The organism is Methylocella silvestris BL2 (assembly GCF_000021745.1).
Lineage (GTDB): Bacteria > Pseudomonadota > Alphaproteobacteria > Rhizobiales > Beijerinckiaceae > Methylocapsa > Methylocapsa silvestris.
Window position 1 is genome coordinate 2854647 of the sequence record NC_011666.1, and the last position, 18702, is coordinate 2873348.

Consider the following 18702-nt stretch of genomic DNA (forward strand, 5'->3'; position numbering starts at 1 on the left):
TTGACTCCGGAGCGCGCCAAAGCAGATTGCCTCGGGCCGCCGAGACCTGGAAAAAGCGCCGGCCACGTTTCCGGCCTGCGTCACGATCGTTTGGGGCGAAGCCTAAATCCTAACGCCAGTTCGGACTTCGACCAGAAACTCAACGCCTTTCAGGCAGGCGGATGAGCGGAGATCCGCAAGATAACCCCCCGAATTTTGGCCGCGTTGTAGGAAGTCATGTCTTGAAAGTCGCCCTCTCAACGATCGGCAAGTTTCACACCTTCGATCTCGCCCGCGAGCTTTATGCGCGCGCCGCGCTCGCCGGCGTCCTCACCGGCTATCCGCGCTTCAAGCTGAAGAACGAGGGCGTGCCGCCTGAACTGATCCACAGCTTCTCGCTGCTGCATGGGGCCTATATGGCTTTTCCCTGGAAGGATCGGCTGCCGGACAAGGCCATGCTGCAATGGGAATGGCTCGACGCCGAAACCTTCGCCAGCTACGCGGCCTGGAAGCTCCCGCCTTGCGACGTTTACGTCGGCCTGTCCGGGTCGGCGCTCAAGGCCGGCAAGCTCGCCCATAAACGGGGCGCGCGCTACGTCTGCGACCGCGGCTCGACCCATATCCGGGCGCAGGACCAGATTCTCACCGAGGAATTTGGGCGCTGGGGCTTCCCCTCTCACCCTGTCGACGCGCGGGTCATCGCCGCCGAGGAAGCCGAATATGAGGAGGCGGATCTCATTACCGTTCCCTCGAGCTTCGTCTACCGCACCTTTTTGAGCCAGGGCGTTCCGGCGCAAAAGCTGCGCAAGCTCTCCTATGGCGTCAATCTCAAACGATTCGAGCCGGCCGGCGCGCCAGCCGAGGGACGGTTCGACGTCCTATTCGTTGGCGGCATGAGCCTGCGCAAGGGACTGCCCTATCTGGCGGCCGCCTTCCAGCAAGTGCGGCATCCGGCGAAAAGCCTCACCTTCGTTGGATCGACCTCCGCTCCGGTGATCGATCTTTTGAAACAGCGAAAGCTTTGGCCGCAGGAGGCGCAGGCGATCGGGCATGTGCCCCAGACCGAACTGAAAACGCTCATGAGCCGAAGCCATGTCATGGTTCTGCCCAGCGTCGAGGAGGGGCTCGCCATGGTTCTCGCCCAGACCATGGCTTGCGGCTGCCCGATCCTCGCGACGCCGAATACGGGAGCAGAGGACATCGTCACCGACGGCGTCGAGGGCTTTATCGTTCCCGCCCGCGACGTCGATGCGCTCGCCGAAAAAATGCAGTTCCTCGCGGATAACCCCGAGGCGCGCAGCGCCATGGGCGCGCGCGCGCTGGCGCGGATGCAGGGCTTCGGCGGCTGGCGCCAATATGGCGACGAGGCGATGGCGATCTACTCCGAGCTGGCGGCGGCGAAATAGCGTCAAGCGCCTCGCAAGCCTCCCCGGGCCGTCGCGACGCACAAAAGGCGGAACCGTTCGACTGGCGTCGAGTTTAAGCTTCGCTTGCATCACGGAGCCGCCCCCTTGGACGACATTGAAGCGCAGCACGAACATGTCGCGGGGGATGCCGGCGTCGCGCCGGGCCTGGAGGACGGACTGCTCGGACGCCTGTCGCGGCCCGACATCCGCCTCGCCGGTCAGGTGAATGATGCGATGCACGAGAAATTCCAGGGCCAGCTTGCGGCGCTATCGGGGGCCGGGCCCTTCGTCATCGCCATGACGACGCTTGGCGGCGACCCGGAGGTCGCGCGCGCGATGGCCGCGGATCTGCGCCTTCTGCGCGCCGCCGAGGACGCCCGCTTCATTTTTCTCGGCAAATCCGCAGTCTATTCGGCCGGCGTCACCTTTATGGCCGGATTTCCCCGCGCTGAGCGCTGGCTCGAGCGCGACACGCGCCTCATGATCCATGAGCGCAAGCTCGAAAAAAACGTGCATTTTTCCGGGCCGCTGGAGGGTTGCCTGTCGATGGCGCTGGCGCTCGTGCATGAGATCGAAAACGGGATCCGGATCGAGCGCGAGGGGTTTGAAGCGCTCATCAGCGAGTCGCCGGTGACGCTCGAGGACGTGATCCGCAAGGCGCCGCAAAACTGGTACCTCGACGCGGCCGAAGCCCTCGAGCTGAGGCTGGTGGCGGGGATCGTATAAGCGCAGCCGCTAATCCAGGCGGATCACGGTCTCGCCGGCGCGTTGGGGTCGGGCACGTTTTCGCGCAGCCGCTGTCCGAACGCGACTTCCGAGAGCCCCATCTTGATGCGGTCGGACACCGCGGCGCGGCGGATCAATTCGTCGAGCGGAATGCGCGTGTCGACGAGGCCGTGCTGGAAGGCGAAGGACGGCAGGAAGCCGTTGAGCAGCACCCGCCAGTCGAGCGGAAACTGCGGAAAAATTGAGCGGATCAAGACAAAAATCGTCGTGGTGCAATTCGCCGTCAGCGTATTGTAGAACTGCGGGTGCAATTCAAGCCGGTTCGCCTCCCACACATATTGGAGCAAAAGCGCGCGCGCCTGCTCCGGCGTGACCGCAAGCCGGTACAGCCGCGTATCCTCATCCTGCGCCTTGCGCAAAAACAGATAGTCGCGCTCGTCGCCGGCGAGGAAGACGAGCTCATATCTTTTGAAGAAGCCTGCGATGGCCGAAAAGGCTTCGCCGCGCTCCGGCCGAATCTCGATCGAGAACAGCAAATGGCGGCCGTCCTTGAAGCCGACGCTCACCATCGAATGGGCGATGAGCGGGCCCATGAAATAGACGAGGTAGAAATCGGCCGAGGTAAGATCCGAGAGTTTGTAGCTGCGCTCCTCCCAGGTTTCGGTGAAATCATCCGGCGAACGCCAGCTGAAATTGCGCACATTTTGCATGGTCAGAACGTCGCCGCGCAGGACGCCGGTGACGCCATGGGCGACGGGCGGCGCGAAGTCGCGATCGTTTGTCGGGTGGATCGTGCCCCACCACAGGATCAGCGCAAGATAGGCCGCGCCATAGGCGATGAAGGCGTGCCGCGCGCGCCGCCAGAATGTCCCGGCGATGGTCAGCGCGGCCAAAAGATTAAATAGCGCGATAACGCCTAGCTTTGGCGCGGTCTCCAGGGGCAATTGAAACCAGAGCGCAAAACTGCCCCACAGCGCTGAAAACAGGACGATCAGGACGAACGCGCCGATGGCGAAACTTCGTGAGAGGCGCCGGATCATGCGGTCTTTCTTGGAGAGATTTGCGGGGCGGGGCGGCAAAGGCGCATGGCGCCCCTGCGGTAGAGAGGAGATAGCAGCCGCCGGCTGCCGGGGAAAGCCGGCTGGCGGCGGGCCGGCGAGGCCTTGGAAGCCTCCCGGCGTCAACGAAGCTCCAGCGCTTGTGCCGGGGCGCAATCTGGCCAATAACTCGGCCGCTTGATCAAGATCAATAATCCGTGCGGCGGCCGGCGCGCGCCGGCGTAATCAGACAGGATCGCGCTTGACCGAAATTTCAGACCTTCATCATGTCGTCGTCGTCGGCGCCGGATTTGGCGGGCTGCACTGCGTCAACAGCCTCGCGGGAGCGCCCGTCAGGATAACCGTCGTCGACCGGCGCAATCATCATCTGTTTCAGCCGCTGCTCTATCAGGTGGCGACCACCTCGCTCGCGACCTCCGAGATCGCCTGGCCGATCCGCCATGTTTTCGCCAAGCGCAAAGATGTCGAGGTCCTGCTCGCGGCGGTCAACGGCGTGGACGCCGAGTCCCGCAAAGTGCTGTTCGAGGATGGCGGTTCGGTCGCCTATGACACGCTGGTGCTGGCGACGGGCGCCCGCCACGCCTATTTCGGCCATGACGAATGGGAGCCCTATGCGCCGGGCCTCAAGACGCTGGAGGACGCCACCACGATCCGGCGCCGCATGCTGCTCGCCTTCGAGCGGGCGGAGCGCGAGACCGATCCCGACCGGCTGGCGGCGCTGCTGACCTTCGTCATCATCGGCGCCGGACCGACCGGAGTCGAACTCGCCGGCACCATCGCCGAACTCGCCCACGAAAATATCGTCGAGGATTTCCGTCATATCGACACGCGCAAGGCGCGGATCGTGCTGATCGAGGCCGGCCCGCGCATCCTGCCGGGCTTTACCGAAGACCTCTCGGCCTATGCGACCAGGGCGCTCGAAAAGCTTGGCGTCGAGGTCAAGGTTGGCGCGCCGGTGTCCGAATGTTCTGCCGACGGCGTCGTCTTCGGCGGCGTAAAGCTCCCGGCGCGGACGATCCTCTGGGCGGCGGGCGTGCAGGCTTCGCGCGCGGCGCAATGGCTCGGCGCCGCGGCCGACCGGGTCGGCAGGCTCCTCGTCGAGCCGGATCTCAGCGTGCCGGGACATCCGCAGATCTTCGCGATCGGCGACACCGTGTCGATCACGGGCCCCGACGGACAGCCGGTGCCGGGCATCGCGCCCGCCGCGAAGCAGGAAGGGACCTATGTCGCCTCCGTCATCAAGGCGCGCCTCGCCGGAAAACCCGCTCCGGCGCCCTTCCACTACAAACATGTCGGCAGCCTTGCGACCATCGGCAAGCGCGCGGCGATCGCCGATTTCGGCTGGCTGAAAGTGCGCGGCGCGCTCGCTTGGTGGCTATGGGGGTTCATACACATCTACTTCCTGATCGGCTTCCGCAACCGTCTCGGCGTCGCGCTGAGCTGGCTCTGGGCCTATTTGCTCGGCCATCGCAGCGCGCGGCTGATCACGCAAGGAAAGCAATGGGCCGGCGAGGAAAAGACCTGATGCCCTCGCGGCGCCGCGCCATTTAATGGCCGGTTAACTCAATCCCGACGCGTAATATTCATATTTTGCCTCCATCAAACGAGTTGCCGGGTTGAACAGCGCGGCAACTCAAAGTCAGGAGACAGGCCGCCGCGGGGACGGGCGGGCGTCGGAGATTTGATGCGTTTATCGAGACGAAAGATGGCAAGCCGCGTCCTGTTCGGCCCCCCTCTCGCAGCGGCGCTTGCGCTGGCGGCCGGGGCGTCGGCGCCGCAACCCGCCGCCGCTTTCGATTTCTTCGGGCTCTTTGGCTCGGACGAGCCGCCCGCGCCCACCCCCACGACGGCGCCTTACAAAGTCGAATTCGTCATCCGCGGCGATGACAGCGTCAAGCAATCGCTGCAGGACGCCTCCCATCTTTATAAATTGCGCCAGGATCCGCCGCCCGACGCCGCGGCGCTGGCGCAGCGGCTTGCCGCCGATTTCGCGCCCATGCTCGATGCGCTCTGGGCGTCCGGCTATTACAATGCGCGGATTTTCGCCCGCGTCGGCGATGTCGAACGCGAACTCAAGGGCGCGGATCCCGAGGCTTTCGCCAGAGCCGCAAGCGCTTTCGCCGGCCGCGCGGTCGCGCCCGTGACGATCACCGTCGAGACGGGCGAATTGTTCCGTCTGCGCGACGTCTCCGTCCTCGATTCAGCGACGCGCGCGCCTTTTCCGCCCGAAACCCTGCCGCTCTATGTCCTGAAGCTGAAACCCGGCGATCCGGCCAGAGCCGCTGATCTGCGCGCCGCCAACGCCAGGCTGATCGATTTTTTTCGCGGCAAATCCTACCCGCTGGTCAAGGCGCCGCTGCCGCAGCCGGTCGTCAACCATGCGACCTTGACGATGGATGTCGCCTTTACCGTCGATCCGGGGCCGCAGGCGGGGTTCGGCGCGGTGTCGATCAGCGGCCCGCAGGGCTTTGATCCGTCGATCGTGCGGTCTTTCACCTATCTGCGCGAGGGCCAGCCCTATACGCCGAAGGCGCTCGCCGAGACGCGCAGATCGATCAGTTCGATCGCCGCCGTCGGTTCGGTCCGTATCCGCGAGGGCGACAAGCTCGACGCCAACGGCAATCTGCCGATCTTCATCGAGGTCGGCGACCGCCCAAATAATCTCGTCGGCTTCACCGCCGGCTATTCCACCGTCGATGGTCCGACCGGCAGCCTCTATTATGAGAACCGCAATCTGTTCGGCGGCGCCGAAAGCCTCCGTCTTGAGGGCGATGTTTTCTATGCGCCGCCGATCTATGGCGTCGCCTCGAACAGCTTCAACAGTTTCAGCGGCCCGCAGAATTTCGACAGTTCCGGCATTGGCGGCAGAGTCTCGGCGAGTTTCGTCAAGCCGGCCCTGGCCGGTTCGCGGGTCGATCTGCTGCTCGGCGCCGCCGCGGAAAGCAATCGCTCCGGCGGCGGCAGTTTCGGCGGCTACGCCTGGCAGGACGCCGGCGGCACGGCGGCTCTGCGCTATCGCATCGACGAGACGCTGTCCCTGCAGGCCGGGCTCAAATTCGAGAAAGGCGAGGCGACCGACGCGCTTGGGACCGTGAATTATACGTTTCTCGGCATTCCGCTCACCCTGAAGTATGACGGAACCGACAATCTGCTCAATCCGAGCAACGGCTTTCGCGTCGCGGCGACGGTGACGCCCTACCCGAATGTGTTCGGCAACGCCGGCTTCACCAAGGCGAGCGTTACAGGATCGGCCTATTACGCGATCGACGAGGACGCGAATTATATTCTTGCCGCCCGCGCCGGCATCGGCTCGATCTTCGGCAATGACGGCGGCCTCGCCGCCATCCCGGCCAATTATCGCTTCTACGCCGGCGGCCTTGCGACGGTGCGCGGCTACCGCTACCAGACGATCGGGCCGCAGACGCCGCTGGGCTACACGGTTGGCGGCCTCAGCGCCTTCAACGCCGGGGTCGAAGCGCGCATCAAGGTGTGGGACAATATCGGCGTCGCGCCCTTTTTCGACGCCGGCGGGGCCTATTGCGACTCCATCCCCCACGGCGGCTGCGGCGACACGCGTTTTTCCGCCGGCCTCGGTCTCATCTATTACACGCCGATCGGCCCGATCCGGGTCGATGTCGCCAAACCGCTCGATCCGCGTCCGGGGGATTATCCTGTCGTTTTCTACGTCAGCATAGGGCAGCCCTTTTGATGGCGCGCCGCGCTCTCCTCCCGCTCGGCCTCGTCGCGGCCATGGCGGCGCTCTGCGTGCTCGCCGCGCTTTATCTGCTGACGCCGGCAAGCCGCGCCTCCGAGCAGGACAAGGGCGTCCTCGCCGATCTCATTTCGCGCGCTTTGTCGACGCCGACGAGCCGCGTTTCGATCGGCTCCGTCGAGGGCGCGCTGTCCTCCGACGCGACGGTGCGCGACCTCAGCATCGCTGACCGCGACGGCGTCTGGCTCACGATCAACCGCATCCGCATCGTCTGGCGCCGCCTGGCGCTGCTGCAGCGGCGGCTCGAGGTCGATCAGCTCGACATCGACCAGATGAATATGAGCCGCCGGCCGATCCCCGCCGAGGCGCCGGTCTCCGGCGAAGACCAGCCGCTGCTGCCGGAACTGCCGGTGCGGGTCGACATCAAGCAATTTACCCTCGCCCGCGCCGATCTCGGCGAGCCGGTGCTGGGGGTAAAATCAGCCTTTTCGACCGGCGGCCACGCCCAACTTGGCGCCCCCGCCGAGGGATTGCAGGCGTTTCTCGACGCGCAGCGGCTCGACAAGCCGGCGACGTTCAACCTCAGGCTCAACCTCGTGCCGGGCACGCAGCGGCTCGACCTCAAGGTCAATCTCGACGAGCCTGCCGGCGGCATCCTTTCGGAGCTTGGCAATATTCCCGGCCGGCCGCCCGTGCGCCTCAATATCGACGGATCGGGCGTGCTCGACGCGTTTAACGCCAAGCTCGTCTTCGACGCCGGCGCGGGCATTGGCGCGACCGGCGATGCTTCGCTCAATCGCGAGGGCGCGGCGCGCCGGCTCGGCCTCGACCTCTCGGCGCAGGCATCGGGCATGCTGCCGGACATCGCCGCCCCGGTGTTTGCCGGCACGACGCGGCTCTCCGGCAATATCGTCTTCAACGACGACGCCAGCGTCGCCATTCCAGGCGTCGAGTTGCGCGCCGCGGCGGCGCGGCTCGTCGTCAAGGGCGCCGTCTCGAAGGACCAGATCGCCGATATCGGGATAACCGCCGAAAACGTCCCGAACGACGGCGCCGCGACAAAACTCCGCGACGTCGAGATCGGGCGGCTAGCGCTCGACGCCCATGTGACGGGCGCGCTCGATTCGCCGACGATCGATTCAACGCTTTATGCCGAAAAGGCGAAGCTGCCGGCGGCGGCGCTCGATCGCCTTGACGCGAGTTTTAAGGCTGCGCCGACCGGCTCGATCGCCAATACCTCGACGATGTTGCAGATCGCCGCCGACGCCAGCGTCAAGGGCCTCGCTTTGACCAATCCCGCGCTGGCGCAGGCGGTCGGCTCCACGGCGACCTTTACGATGCGCGGCAAGAGCAGCGTCAAAGGCGTCATCGACTTCGATGTGCTCGATATCAAATCGCAGACGCTCAGCGCCGGCTTCAAGGGCCGGGCGGCAGGCAGCGAGTTGAAGGGTCGTCTTCAGGCGACAATCCCCGATCTCTCCCGTTTCGGCGCGATCTCCGGCGTCTCACTCAAGGGCGACGCCGCGTTCAAGGCCGACGTCGAAGGCACGCCACGCGCCAATAGTTTTCGGGCGATGATCGACGCCAGGGCTGATCATTTCGCGACGGGCCTCGATCAGGTCGACGGGCTGTTCGGCGGCGCGCTGACGCTTGCGGGCGGCGCGCGGCTCGATCCCGACGGCGGTTTTGGCTTCAAGGATCTGAAGCTTGTCGGGCCGAATGCGGCGGCGCGGATCGATGGCGCGGCGACGCCGGCCCTCGCCGATCTTTCCGCCGCTATCGCCATTCCCGATCTCTCCAAGGCCGACAAGCGGGCGACGGGCCGCGGCGACATCGCCGCCCATGTCACCGGGACGCTGCAAAAGCCGGACGCAACGGCCTCGATCGCGATCCGCGACGCGAGCCTGCTCGGCCGGCCGGTCCCGCGCCTCGATCTCAAAGCCGTCGCGACTAACCTCAGGGAAGCGCCGGACGCGCGGATAACGCTCGATGGCGAGATCGACCGCAAGCCCGCGACCGGCGCGCTTCATCTGGCGCGCCCGGCGGCGGGCGGGTTTGTGCTGGACGGCGTCGACGTCGGCATCGGCGCGGCGACGATCAAGGGCGGAGCGACGCTTGACGCGGAGAATTTCGCGGCCGGCCAGCTCGCGGTCCATGCGCCGAACCTCGACGATCTCTCGGCGCTGGCGCTGCAAAAACTCTCCGGCGCGCTCGATCTTGACGCCAGCTTCAGCCATGACGGCGGCCGGCAGGACGTCGCGCTGAAGGCGAGCGGCAAACAGGTCGCAGCTTTTGACGTCGCGCTGGAGAGGCTCGCCGCCGATCTTGCCGTTGCGGACCTTTATCGCCGGCCGGCCCTTTCCGGTTCGCTGTCGGCCGATCAGGCGCGCATCGCCGGCGAGACCATCTCGCGCATCCGCTTTGACGCCAAGCCCTCGGGCGAGGCGAGCGACATTACGCTTTTGGCCAATGCGCGTGGCTTCGATTTTTCCGGACGGGCGAAGCTGATCGACGCCGATCCGGTGCGGATCGAGCTCTCCAAGCTGGACATCACACGCGATCGCGGCAGAATTGGCCTCGCCGGACCGGCGACGATCATCGTGCGGGACGCGGGCGCCGACCTCAAAAATCTCGCGCTTAATCTGAACGGCGGCCGGCTTTCCCTCGACGGTCGCGCCGCCAAAACGCTCGATCTCAAGATCCTGGCGCGGAAAATCCCGCTCTCGGTCGCCGATATCTTCAGCCCCGGCCTCGGCCTTTCCGGTTTGCTCGACGGCGAGGCGACCGTCAGTGGGCCGGCTGCGGCGCCGGCGGGCGGCTATAAAATCAGGATTTCGCAACTGGCGGCCGCGCAGACCAAAAACGCCGGGCTGCCGCTGATCGATATTGACGCCAATGGCCGCTTCGAGCGGGGCCGCGTGACGACAGACGCCAATGTCGTCGCCGGGCAGGCCGGGCGGCTCAGGATCACCGGCTCCGCGCCGCTCGCCGCAGACGGCGCGCTCGATCTTACCGTCAAAGGAAATCTCGACGCCGCCCTCGCCAATCGCAATCTGGCGGCGGCAGGGCGCAGCGTGACCGGCCGGCTGACCATCGACGGCGGCGTGCGCGGCGCGGTGGCGCGGCCGCAGGCCTTCGGCGCGATCACCCTCGCCAATGGCTCGTTCCAGGATGCTGTGCAGGGCGTGCGCCTCAACGGCGTTCGCGCGCGGCTTGTCGCCAATGGCGACCGTATCGCCATCGAAAGCGCCTCGGCGACGACGCCGAATGGCGGAACGATCAATGCGACGGGCTCTGTCCGGCTCGATCCCGCCGCCGGTTTCCCCGGCGACATCCGTGTCTCCGGCCGCAACGCGCAGCTGCTGCAGAGCCCGGTCGCGACGGCGGTGGCCAGTCTCGACCTCACTCTGTCCGGCCCGCTGGCGCGAAACCCGCGCATCGGCGGTAAAATCGATATCGCCTCGCTCGATATCCTCATTCCCGACCGGCTGCCGGGCGCGCTGCGGCCGCTGCCCGGCACGCGGCACATCGACCCGACGCCGACGGCGGCGGCGCGGCTCGAGATCGCGCGGCAAAGACGCAGCCGCGGCGGCCCCGCGTTTGACGCTGCGCTCGATCTTCTGATTGACGCGCCGGGGCGGATCAGAGTGCGCGGGCGGGGTCTCGACGCCTCGCTCGGCGGCAGCCTGCGCCTCACCGGCACGCTCGCCGCGCCAAAGCCTGTCGGCGCCTTCAATCTGGTGAACGGTCATTTGAAAGTGCTGACCGCCGATCTCGATTTTACGCGGGCGAACCTCACCTTCGCCGGCGATCTCTCGCCAACGCTCGACTTTCTGGCGACGACGCAAACCGGCGGCGCCTCGATCAGCGTCGCGATCACCGGCGATCCGGCCGATCCTGTCTTCGCCTTCACCTCGAGCCCCGACCTGCCGCAGGATGAAGTCATCTCGCGGCTGCTGTTCGGTTCGCCCTCGGGCCAGCTCTCGCCGACGCAGGCGCTGGCTCTGGCGCAGGCGGTCGCAATCTATACGGGCGGCAATGACGCGCTCGAAGGGTTGCGCCGCTCGCTTGGGCTCGGGGCGGGGGATTCGAGCAATCCGCTGTCCAATTTCCTTGGCGATCGCGTCAGTCTCGGCGTGCAGACCGGCGCGACCCCGCAACAGACCGGCGTTGGCATGACCGTCAATATCTGGAAGGCGTTCAAGGCGCGCGGCGTGATCGACGCGACGGGGGCGGTCTCGGTCGGCGTCGGCGCCGAGAAAGAATGGTAGCGGGCGCGGCGAGGCGCGCGCGGCAAATCTCGAAAGTCAGGACGAGCGAGTGAATTCTGCAGCAACCACACTCACGCTCTATGAGCTGGCGGCGGCCGATCCCGCTCTGCGATTCAGCCCGCATTGCTGGAAGACCCGGATGGCGCTGGCGCATAAGAGGCTCGACGCGCTGCGCCTGCCGTGGCGTTTTACGGAGACGGAGGCGCTCGCCTTTTCGGGCCAAAGCCGTGTGCCGGTGCTCGTCAACGGCGCTGAAACCATTGCCGATTCATGGCGCATCGCGCTTTATCTCGACGAGCGTTTTCCGGATGCGCCGTCGCTGTTTGGCGCCGCGGACGCCATTGCGCCCGTCCGCTTCATCAACAGCTGGGCCGACGGCGCGCTTTCGCCGGCGATCGGCCGCATTATCCTGCGTGATATCCATGACCGTCTCGGCGACGCCGACAGAGTCTATTTTCGCGCGTCCCGCGAGATAAGATATGGGCAAAGTCTGGAGGACGTCGTCGCCGACCGGCCGACGCATCTTTCGAATTTGCAACGCGTTCTCGCCCCGCTCCGCGAGACCCTGAAGCATCAGCCCTTTTTATCCGGCGAGGCGCCCGCCTATGCCGATTATTGCGTGTTCGGCATGTTCATGTGGGCGCGCTGCGTCAGCCTCGTCGAATTGCTTGAGGACAGGGATGTCGTGTTCGCCTGGCGCGACCGCCTGCTTGACGCTTTTGGCGGCCTCGCTCGATCCGCTCCACGCCATCAGCCTTAAGAGGATCGTCCGCATGACTGAGGACGTCCAGCTCGAACATTACGCCTTCCGGACGTCGGACAAGATCCGCTACGGCGACACCGATCGCCAGGGCCACGTCAACAATGCGGTGTTCGCGACCTTTCTCGAACTCGGTCGGGTCGAGGCGCTCCTGTCCGCCGCCTCGCCTGTTCTGGAGCCCGGGACCGCGCTGGTCATCGCGCGGCTCGTGATCGATTTTAAATCCGAAATCACATGGCCGGGCGAGGTTGTGATCGCAACGCGCGTCGCCTCAGTCGGGCGCAGTTCGATGAAGCTCGAACAAGGACTGTTCCAACATGGACGATGCGCCGCGACAGCCGAGAGCGTGATCGTGCTGACGGATGAGGCGACGCGGCGCTCGCGGCCGCTCTCGGCCGCAGCCGCCGTCTGGCTGCTCGACCCCGCGCCGCGGTAGAGCTGCGGCGGCGCGTCCTCTACCATCCCGTCGCATGTCGCGCGCCCTCCGCGGGCGCCTGCGCTTCGCTAACCCCGCAAGTGTTGGCGTCGTCACAAGCCGTTCACGCAAGATCATTAGATAGGGGCGCGTCTGTTGGCGTCGGCGCGGGTGGGCGCGTCGGCGCTATCCATTGGTTGCAGCGCGCATCGGCTTGGCTGGCGGGGGCCAGAGGGCCGGCGTCGCATTGCCTCGTTCATAGACCCGGGGGGGGGGAATCTACATGATGCTTAAAAGACAACGCCAGCTGCTCGCGACGGCGCTGCTGGCCGCTTTGGCTTTGCCGATGGGCGACGCCGCAGCGTTCGACGAGCTGGTTGAATCCAACAGCGCCGGTTTCAGCAAGCCGCTGAACGTGCAGGTTGGCCCGCGCCCTTATTATCTCGTCGACCAGCTTCAGAATGGTCCGCTGAAGAGCAAGCTCAAGGCTTGCTCGGAGAAGCATCTGACGCGGACGCGGTTTTCCATCTCGCATCGCGGCGCTCCGATGCAGTTTCCCGAGCATACGGTGGAAGGCTATCAGGCGGCGGCGCGCATGGGCGCAGGCATCATCGAATGCGATGTGACCTTTACGAAGGACCGCGAACTCGTCTGCCGTCATGACCAATGCGATCTTCACACGACGACCAACATTCTGACGATTCCGGCGCTTGCGGCGAAATGCACGCAGCCGTTCACGCCGGCGAATGGGGGGACGCCAGCGTCAGCCACCTGCTGCACCAGCGACATCACCCTCGCCGAGTTCAGGTTGCTCAAGGGCAAGATGGACGGGTTCAACCCGAATGCGACGACGCCGGAAGAATATCAGAACGGGACGCCGAGCTGGCGCACCGAGGCCTATTCGGCGACCGGAACGCTCGTGACGCTCAAGGAGCATATCGCGCTGATGAACAGTTTCGGCGTGAATATGACGCCCGAGCTGAAGGAGGCGCGCGTGCCGATGCCCTACCAGGGCGACTTTACGCAGGAAAAATACGCGCAGAAAATGATCGATGCGTATAAGGCTGCGGGCGTCTCGCCGAAGCGCGTGTGGGCGCAATCGTTCAACATCAACGACATCTACTATTGGATCAAGAACGAACCGGCGTTTGGCAAACAGGCTGTGGCGTTGGCCGAGACCGATGTTCCGGCCGATCTGCCGCCCGCCATCGCCGCGCTGCCTGGCATGCGCGCCAAGGGCGTGCAGATCGTCGCCCCGCCGATCTGGGCGCTGATCGCGCTCGACGGCAGCGGCAAGATCGTCCCGTCCGCCTACGCCAACGCCATCAAGCAGAATGGCTTCAAGATCATCCCCTGGTCGCTGGAGCGTTCGGGACCCCTGACCGACGGCGGCGGCTATTACTACCAGAGCGTCTCAAGCGTCATCAAGGGCCCGGGCGACTACTATAATGTGCTCGACGTGCTGTCGTCGAAGGTCGGCATCCTCGGCATCTTTTCCGACTGGCCCGGCACCGCCACATACTACGGCAACTGCTTCAACAAGCCATAACACAACACCCGGCGAGGATGCCCATCGACAAGCGACGTTGGCGGCGAAAGCTCGCCAACATCGTGCGCCGGCAGCGTAGAGAATCCGGATTGCATCAATCCGAAAACGCAGCCCTCGCGACGTCTACCCGACCGTCTGTGGCGCGCTGCCCTGGCGCGGGCGGGGAATGCGGACGCCGCGCTCTTTCATGTCGCGCAATTTGATGTAGATCATGGCCGTCATCAGCGCGTCGTTGAAGGCGTCATGCTGGTCGAGCATCGGCAGATCGAGATCCTTCAGAATCGCCGCAAAGGAAAGATCGATCGTCGCGCCCGGCGGCGCATCGCCATATTTGCGCTCGTAGTAGAGATTTGAAACCTCGATCAGCGGATTGGGCAGCTCAATGCCGAGCAGGCCGAGCAGATATTTGTCGATCATCCTGACGTCGAATTCGAGATAATAGCCGATCAGCGGCCGTCCGCCGATGAAATGCAAAAACTGCGGCATGATCTTTTCGATGCGCTTGCCGGCCTCGACGTCGGCCTCACGCAGCCGGTGCACCTTAATCGCTTCGGCGTTCATGCGCGCTTCGGGCCGGATCACGGCCTCGAAGCGCTCGCTGGTCAGGATGCGGTTGCCGCGAATCTTGACGGCGGCGATGGTGATGATGTCGTCGCGCCGCGGATCGAGCCCGGTGGTCTCGCAGTCGAAGGCGACGGCCTCGTCCTTCGGCCCTGGCTTGAACATGAAGCGGTAGGATTGATCGCCGATGCTGATTTGATGGAACAGCCGCTTCAGCGCGCGCGGGATCATCTTAGAACATGCCGAGATTGAAGTGGCGGCGCACGATCTCGCGAAACTGCTTCACGACTTGAAAAGCGTCGCGCAACAAGTCGCGCTGCAGGCTTGACAGCTCCGCGGGACGCACCAGCGCGGATTGCGCGGAGGTCCTGGCGAGCTCTGCGGCGAGCTGCGCATCGAGCCGCAAGGTCATCAGAAAATAGAGCGATTGCGTCAGCTCGCGTCCGAAATCGCGGCTGAGCGCGCCAAGCTCGACGAGGCGCTGGATCCGCTGCGCCGTGCCGGTCTCGACGAGCCCGCGCTCCAGCGCGAGACTGCGCACGCCATGCACGATGGGAAAAATGCCGCCCTTCTTCAGGTCGACGGCGTCGCCGCTTCCATCGAGCGTCAGGAGATTGTTGAAAAAGCCGATCGGCATCGGAAAGGCTTCCGTGGCTCTGGCGAAATGCGACAGATAGGCGCTCGACTGCCGCGCCTCGCCGATCAGCGCGGTTTTCGCTTCAGCTAGCAGGGAGGCGTCTCCGGCGACGGCGTCGGCGTCGTAAAAAATCGCGACATTCATATGCGCGTTCTCGTCCGGGATCGCGATCCAGCGGCGGAAGGCGCCGAGATAGGCGTCGAGCGGTTGCGACCACATCGGATTGCGGACCATGACGTTTCCCGGGCAGGGCGCGAAGCCGAAGCTTTCCAGCGCCGCCGTGAAATCGCGGCGGAACGCGTCAAGGTCGGCCTCATCGACCGGCCGCGCCAGGATCAGCGCATTGTCCTGATCGGTGCGCACGGTCTGCTCGCCGCGTCCCTCGCTGCCCATGACGATGAGGCAGGCTCCGGCCCGGATCGACGGCGGCGCGAGAAATTCGAAAAGCTTTGAAAATAGCCGCCGGTTGAGGTCCGAGACGATCTCGGCGACGACGGCGATCTTGACGCCCTGCCGGCGCAGCAGGCGGACCTGATCGCCGATCTCGCGCGCGGCGATGACGAGATCGGGCATGCCGTTGGCGCGGTCGATGCGGCCGGCGACCAGCTGGGCATTGCCGGCGACGAAGCTCAAAAGCTCGATATCCTCGAGAATGCCGACATAGGCGCCGCCATCGCGCACGGCGACGCGGCGCTTGTTGGTCTTCGTCATCAGGATCAGCGCCGCATAGACGAAATCCTGCTTGTCGAGCGCGACGAGATCGAAATGCGTCACCGGGCCGACGGGCGCCGCAATGGGCATGCGCTTCAGCACGACGGCCTTCGACAGATTCATGCCGGTGATGATGCCGATGCGATCGCCGTCGCGGACGAACAGGGCGTTGGAATTGATCTCGCGCATGCGATGGCCGGCGGTCTCAATCGAGTCGGCGGCGTCGATGAAATGCGCCGGCTGCAAATTCATGTCGCCGACGCGGGCGCGCATCAGGGCGCCGACGGTCGTCTCTTCTTCTTCGCGCGCGATGGCGTCGAGCTTGTGCGAAATTTCGAGGTAGAAAAAAGCGGCGAAGCGGGGGTTGGCCTTGACGAGATCGAGCGCGATAGCCTTTGGAAGGAGATAGAGCAGCGCCTCGTCCCGCGCGAAAAAACCATGTCCGCTGTGGCCCTGGATCAGGCCGCGGCTGTCAAAGAAATCATTCGTCTCGAGAAGAGCGACGAGTTCGTCGCCGGAGCGCTCCTCGACGACCCCCTTGATCACCACATAGAGGGCGTCCGGCGGCGCGCCCTCCTTGATGATGACTTCGCCCGGCCGGAAATAGGCGATATCGAGGGCGCGGCGCAGGGTCTCGAGTTCCTGCGGGCTTAGCCGGTCGAAGGGCGGATTGGTGTTGTCGAAGGCGTTTGGCATCGCCTGAAAGCTCCGGGCGCGGACTTGGCGTGATCCGCGCCCGGGTGTCTCTTGATTTAGTGCGCCGAGGCGCCGGTGGCGCCGATGCCGGTCTGGCAGCGGACGAATTGCGCGTCGAAGCCGGCGCGGTCGAGCTGCGCCCGCTTTGAATTGTCAAGCAGCGAGATCAGCCAGATGGAGACGAAGGCGAGGCTCATCGAGAACAGCGCCGGGTTTTCATAAGGAAACGGCGCCGTTCCCTTTGGATTGCCGAGCGTCACCTCCCACACGGCGGGCGAGAGCACGACCATGATCACCGCCGAGAACAGCCCCAGGAAACCGCCGATGAGCGCGCCGCGGGTGGTGAGGCCGCGCCAGAACATCGACAGCAACAAGACAGGGAAGTTGCACGAGGCGGCGATGCAGAAAGCGAGGCCGACCATGAAGGCGACGTTCTGTTTCTCAAACACGATGCCGAGCACGATGGCGAGAAGGCCAAGGCAGATCGTGGCGATCTTCGACACGCGCATTTCGTCCTGTTCGTTGGCCCTGCCGGCCTTGACCACGGTCGCGTAGAGATCGTGGCTGATCGCCGAAGCGCCTGCGAGGGCGAGCCCGGAGACGACGGCGAGGATGGTGGCGAAGGCGACCGCGGAGATGAAGCCGAGGAAGAGGTTGCCGCCAACGGCTTCGGCGAGATGCACCGCCGCCATATTCGAGCCGCCCTTGATCGCCGCGATCGGACCCTTCGCCGCCACGATCGCCTCATCGAGGAACATCGGGTTGGTCGAAACGAGCGTAATGGCGCCAAAGCCAATGATGAAGGTCAGGATGTAGAAATAACCGATGAAGCCGGTGGCGTAGAACACCGATTTACGCGCGGCCTTGGCGTCTGACACGGTGAAGAAGCGCATCAGAATATGCGGCAGGCCGGCGGTGCCGAAGATCAGCGCGACGCCAAGCGAAATCGCCGAGATCGGGTTTGTGACGAGGCTTCCGGGCTCCATGATGGCGAGATGCTTCGGATGCACTTCGACCGCCTTGGCGAACATCGCCTCGAGGCTGAAGCCGAAGTGCCAGAGCACCGCCAGCGCCATGAAGGTCGCGCCGAACAGCAGCAGCACGGCCTTGATGATTTGCACCCAGGTCGTCGCCAGCATGCCGCCGAAGGTGACGTAGATGATCATCAAGGCGCCGACGATGACGACCGCGATCCAATAGTCGAGGCCGAACAGGATCTGGATCAGCTTGCCGGCTCCAACCATCTGGGCGATCAGATAGAAGGCGACGGTGACGAGCGAGCCGCAGGCGGCGAGAATGCGGATCGGCGTCTGGCCGAGCCGGAAGGAGGCGACGTCGGCGAAGGTGTATTTGCCGAGGTTGCGCAGCGGTTCAGCGATCAGGAAGGTGACGATGGGCCAGCCGACGAGAAAGCCGACGGAATAGATCAGGCCGTCATAGCCCGACAGATAGACGAGGCCGGAGATGCCGAGGAAGGAGGCCGCGGACATATAGTCGCCCGCGATTGCGATGCCGTTCTGGAAGCCGGTGATGCCGCCGCCGGCCGAATAGAACTGAGCCGCCGATTTCGTCCGCTTGGCCGCCCAATAGGTGATGCCGAGCGTCAGCAGCACGAAGGCGAGGAACATAAAAATGGCTTGCCAATTGGTGGCCTGCTGGGTTCCGCCCGAGAGATCTCCGGCGGCGAAGGCGGCGGCTGGAAGCACGGCGAGCGCCGCGGCGGGGACGATTGTGTTGAGGCGGATCATCAGCGGGACTCCTCAACAATGTCGCGGATCAGTCCGTCATAGGTGGCGTTTGCGCGCAGCACATAGATTCCGACCAGGACAAATGCGGAGATGATCACGGCGAGGCCGATCGGAATGCCGATGGTCATGACGCCCGTGCCGATCGGCGTGCCGAGAAATTTCGGCGCGTAGGCGATCAGCAGAATGAATCCGAAATAGATGGCGAGCATGATCGCCGCGAGCGTCCAGCCGAATGAAGACCGGGTTTTGACAAGCTCTATGTATTTTGGATTGCGCTGGATGGATTCGTATCCCTGCACAGCCATGAGACGTGGCCCCCTTTTACGGCGCCGTTTGAGGCGCCTTATTGTTTCGACTTGGCGCCACACATTGCTCCATCGGCATTTCTTGCGCAATCCTCTGCGGCGCCAAATCAGCGCGGATGGATCCGCGCCGCCAGCGCGTTGCGGTTGCGGGTTACGGCCGCCTGAATG

Annotated in this window: 13 protein-coding genes; 8 read left to right on the forward strand and 5 right to left on the reverse strand. The window is 64.8% G+C overall.

What is annotated here, in order from left to right; all coding sequences use genetic code 11:
• Positions 1–221 precede the first annotated feature (221 nt).
• Both MSIL_RS13310 and MSIL_RS13315 read left to right on the forward strand, forming a co-directional pair.
• Positions 222–1385 (forward strand): glycosyltransferase family 4 protein, encoded by a 1164-nt coding sequence (locus tag MSIL_RS13310; RefSeq protein ID WP_041368038.1) that lies wholly within the window; start codon positions 222–224, stop codon positions 1383–1385.
• 105 nt (positions 1386–1490) lie between these two features.
• Entirely contained in the window at positions 1491–2111 is a 621-nt protein-coding gene (locus MSIL_RS13315) for a hypothetical protein (protein WP_012591605.1), read from the forward strand.
• Positions 2112–2134: 23 nt separating this feature from the next.
• Here MSIL_RS13315 and MSIL_RS13320 read toward each other — a convergent pair whose 3' ends face one another.
• Positions 2135–3151, reverse strand: a complete 1017-nt coding sequence (locus tag MSIL_RS13320) for an Lnb N-terminal periplasmic domain-containing protein (protein WP_041369155.1) — start codon at positions 3149–3151, stop codon at positions 2135–2137.
• Positions 3152–3410: 259 nt separating this feature from the next.
• Here MSIL_RS13320 and MSIL_RS13325 point away from each other — a divergent pair, with 259 nt between their 5' ends.
• From MSIL_RS13325 to MSIL_RS13350, 6 genes are all read left to right on the forward strand, one after another.
• Positions 3411–4694 carry an NAD(P)/FAD-dependent oxidoreductase gene (locus MSIL_RS13325; RefSeq protein WP_012591607.1) on the forward strand — a complete coding sequence of 428 codons (1284 nt, stop codon included), beginning with the start codon at positions 3411–3413 and terminating at the stop codon, positions 4692–4694.
• A 180-nt stretch (positions 4695–4874) separates the two neighbouring features.
• Positions 4875–6878 (forward strand): autotransporter assembly complex protein TamA, encoded by a 2004-nt coding sequence (locus tag MSIL_RS13330; protein ID WP_041368040.1) that lies wholly within the window; start codon positions 4875–4877, stop codon positions 6876–6878.
• Entirely contained in the window at positions 6878–11152 is a 4275-nt protein-coding gene (locus tag MSIL_RS13335) for a translocation/assembly module TamB domain-containing protein (RefSeq protein ID WP_012591609.1), read from the forward strand. The genes MSIL_RS13330 and MSIL_RS13335 overlap by 1 nt, the downstream gene beginning before the upstream one ends.
• A gap of 49 nt (positions 11153–11201) precedes the next feature.
• Positions 11202–11912 (forward strand): glutathione S-transferase family protein, encoded by a 711-nt coding sequence (locus tag MSIL_RS13340; RefSeq protein ID WP_012591610.1) that lies wholly within the window; start codon positions 11202–11204, stop codon positions 11910–11912.
• 13 nt (positions 11913–11925) lie between these two features.
• On the forward strand, positions 11926–12348 hold the full coding sequence (locus MSIL_RS13345; RefSeq protein WP_012591611.1) for an acyl-CoA thioesterase: 423 nt from the start codon (positions 11926–11928) through the stop codon (positions 12346–12348).
• A 262-nt stretch (positions 12349–12610) separates the two neighbouring features.
• Positions 12611–13876: a glycerophosphodiester phosphodiesterase family protein gene (locus MSIL_RS13350; protein ID WP_012591612.1), complete on the forward strand. Its 1266-nt coding sequence runs from the start codon at positions 12611–12613 to the stop codon at positions 13874–13876.
• Positions 13877–13999: 123 nt separating this feature from the next.
• Here MSIL_RS13350 and MSIL_RS13355 read toward each other — a convergent pair whose 3' ends face one another.
• From MSIL_RS13355 to MSIL_RS13370, 4 genes are read right to left on the reverse strand one after another with little or no spacing between them, the layout of a single operon-like run.
• The gene (locus MSIL_RS13355; RefSeq protein WP_012591613.1) at positions 14000–14668 is read right to left on the reverse strand and encodes a 3'-5' exonuclease; all 669 of its coding nucleotides are present in this window, start codon (positions 14666–14668) and stop codon (positions 14000–14002) included.
• 1 nt (position 14669) lies between these two features.
• Positions 14670–16481: a putative nucleotidyltransferase substrate binding domain-containing protein gene (locus MSIL_RS13360; RefSeq protein ID WP_012591614.1), complete on the reverse strand. Its 1812-nt coding sequence runs from the start codon at positions 16479–16481 to the stop codon at positions 14670–14672.
• Positions 16482–16537: 56 nt separating this feature from the next.
• Positions 16538–18229, reverse strand: a complete 1692-nt coding sequence (locus MSIL_RS13365) for a cation acetate symporter (protein WP_012591615.1) — start codon at positions 18227–18229, stop codon at positions 16538–16540.
• Positions 18229–18534 carry a DUF485 domain-containing protein gene (locus MSIL_RS13370; RefSeq protein WP_012591616.1) on the reverse strand — a complete coding sequence of 102 codons (306 nt, stop codon included), beginning with the start codon at positions 18532–18534 and terminating at the stop codon, positions 18229–18231. Before MSIL_RS13370 ends, MSIL_RS13365 begins: the two co-directional genes overlap by 1 nt.
• Positions 18535–18702: the final 168 nt, after the last annotated feature.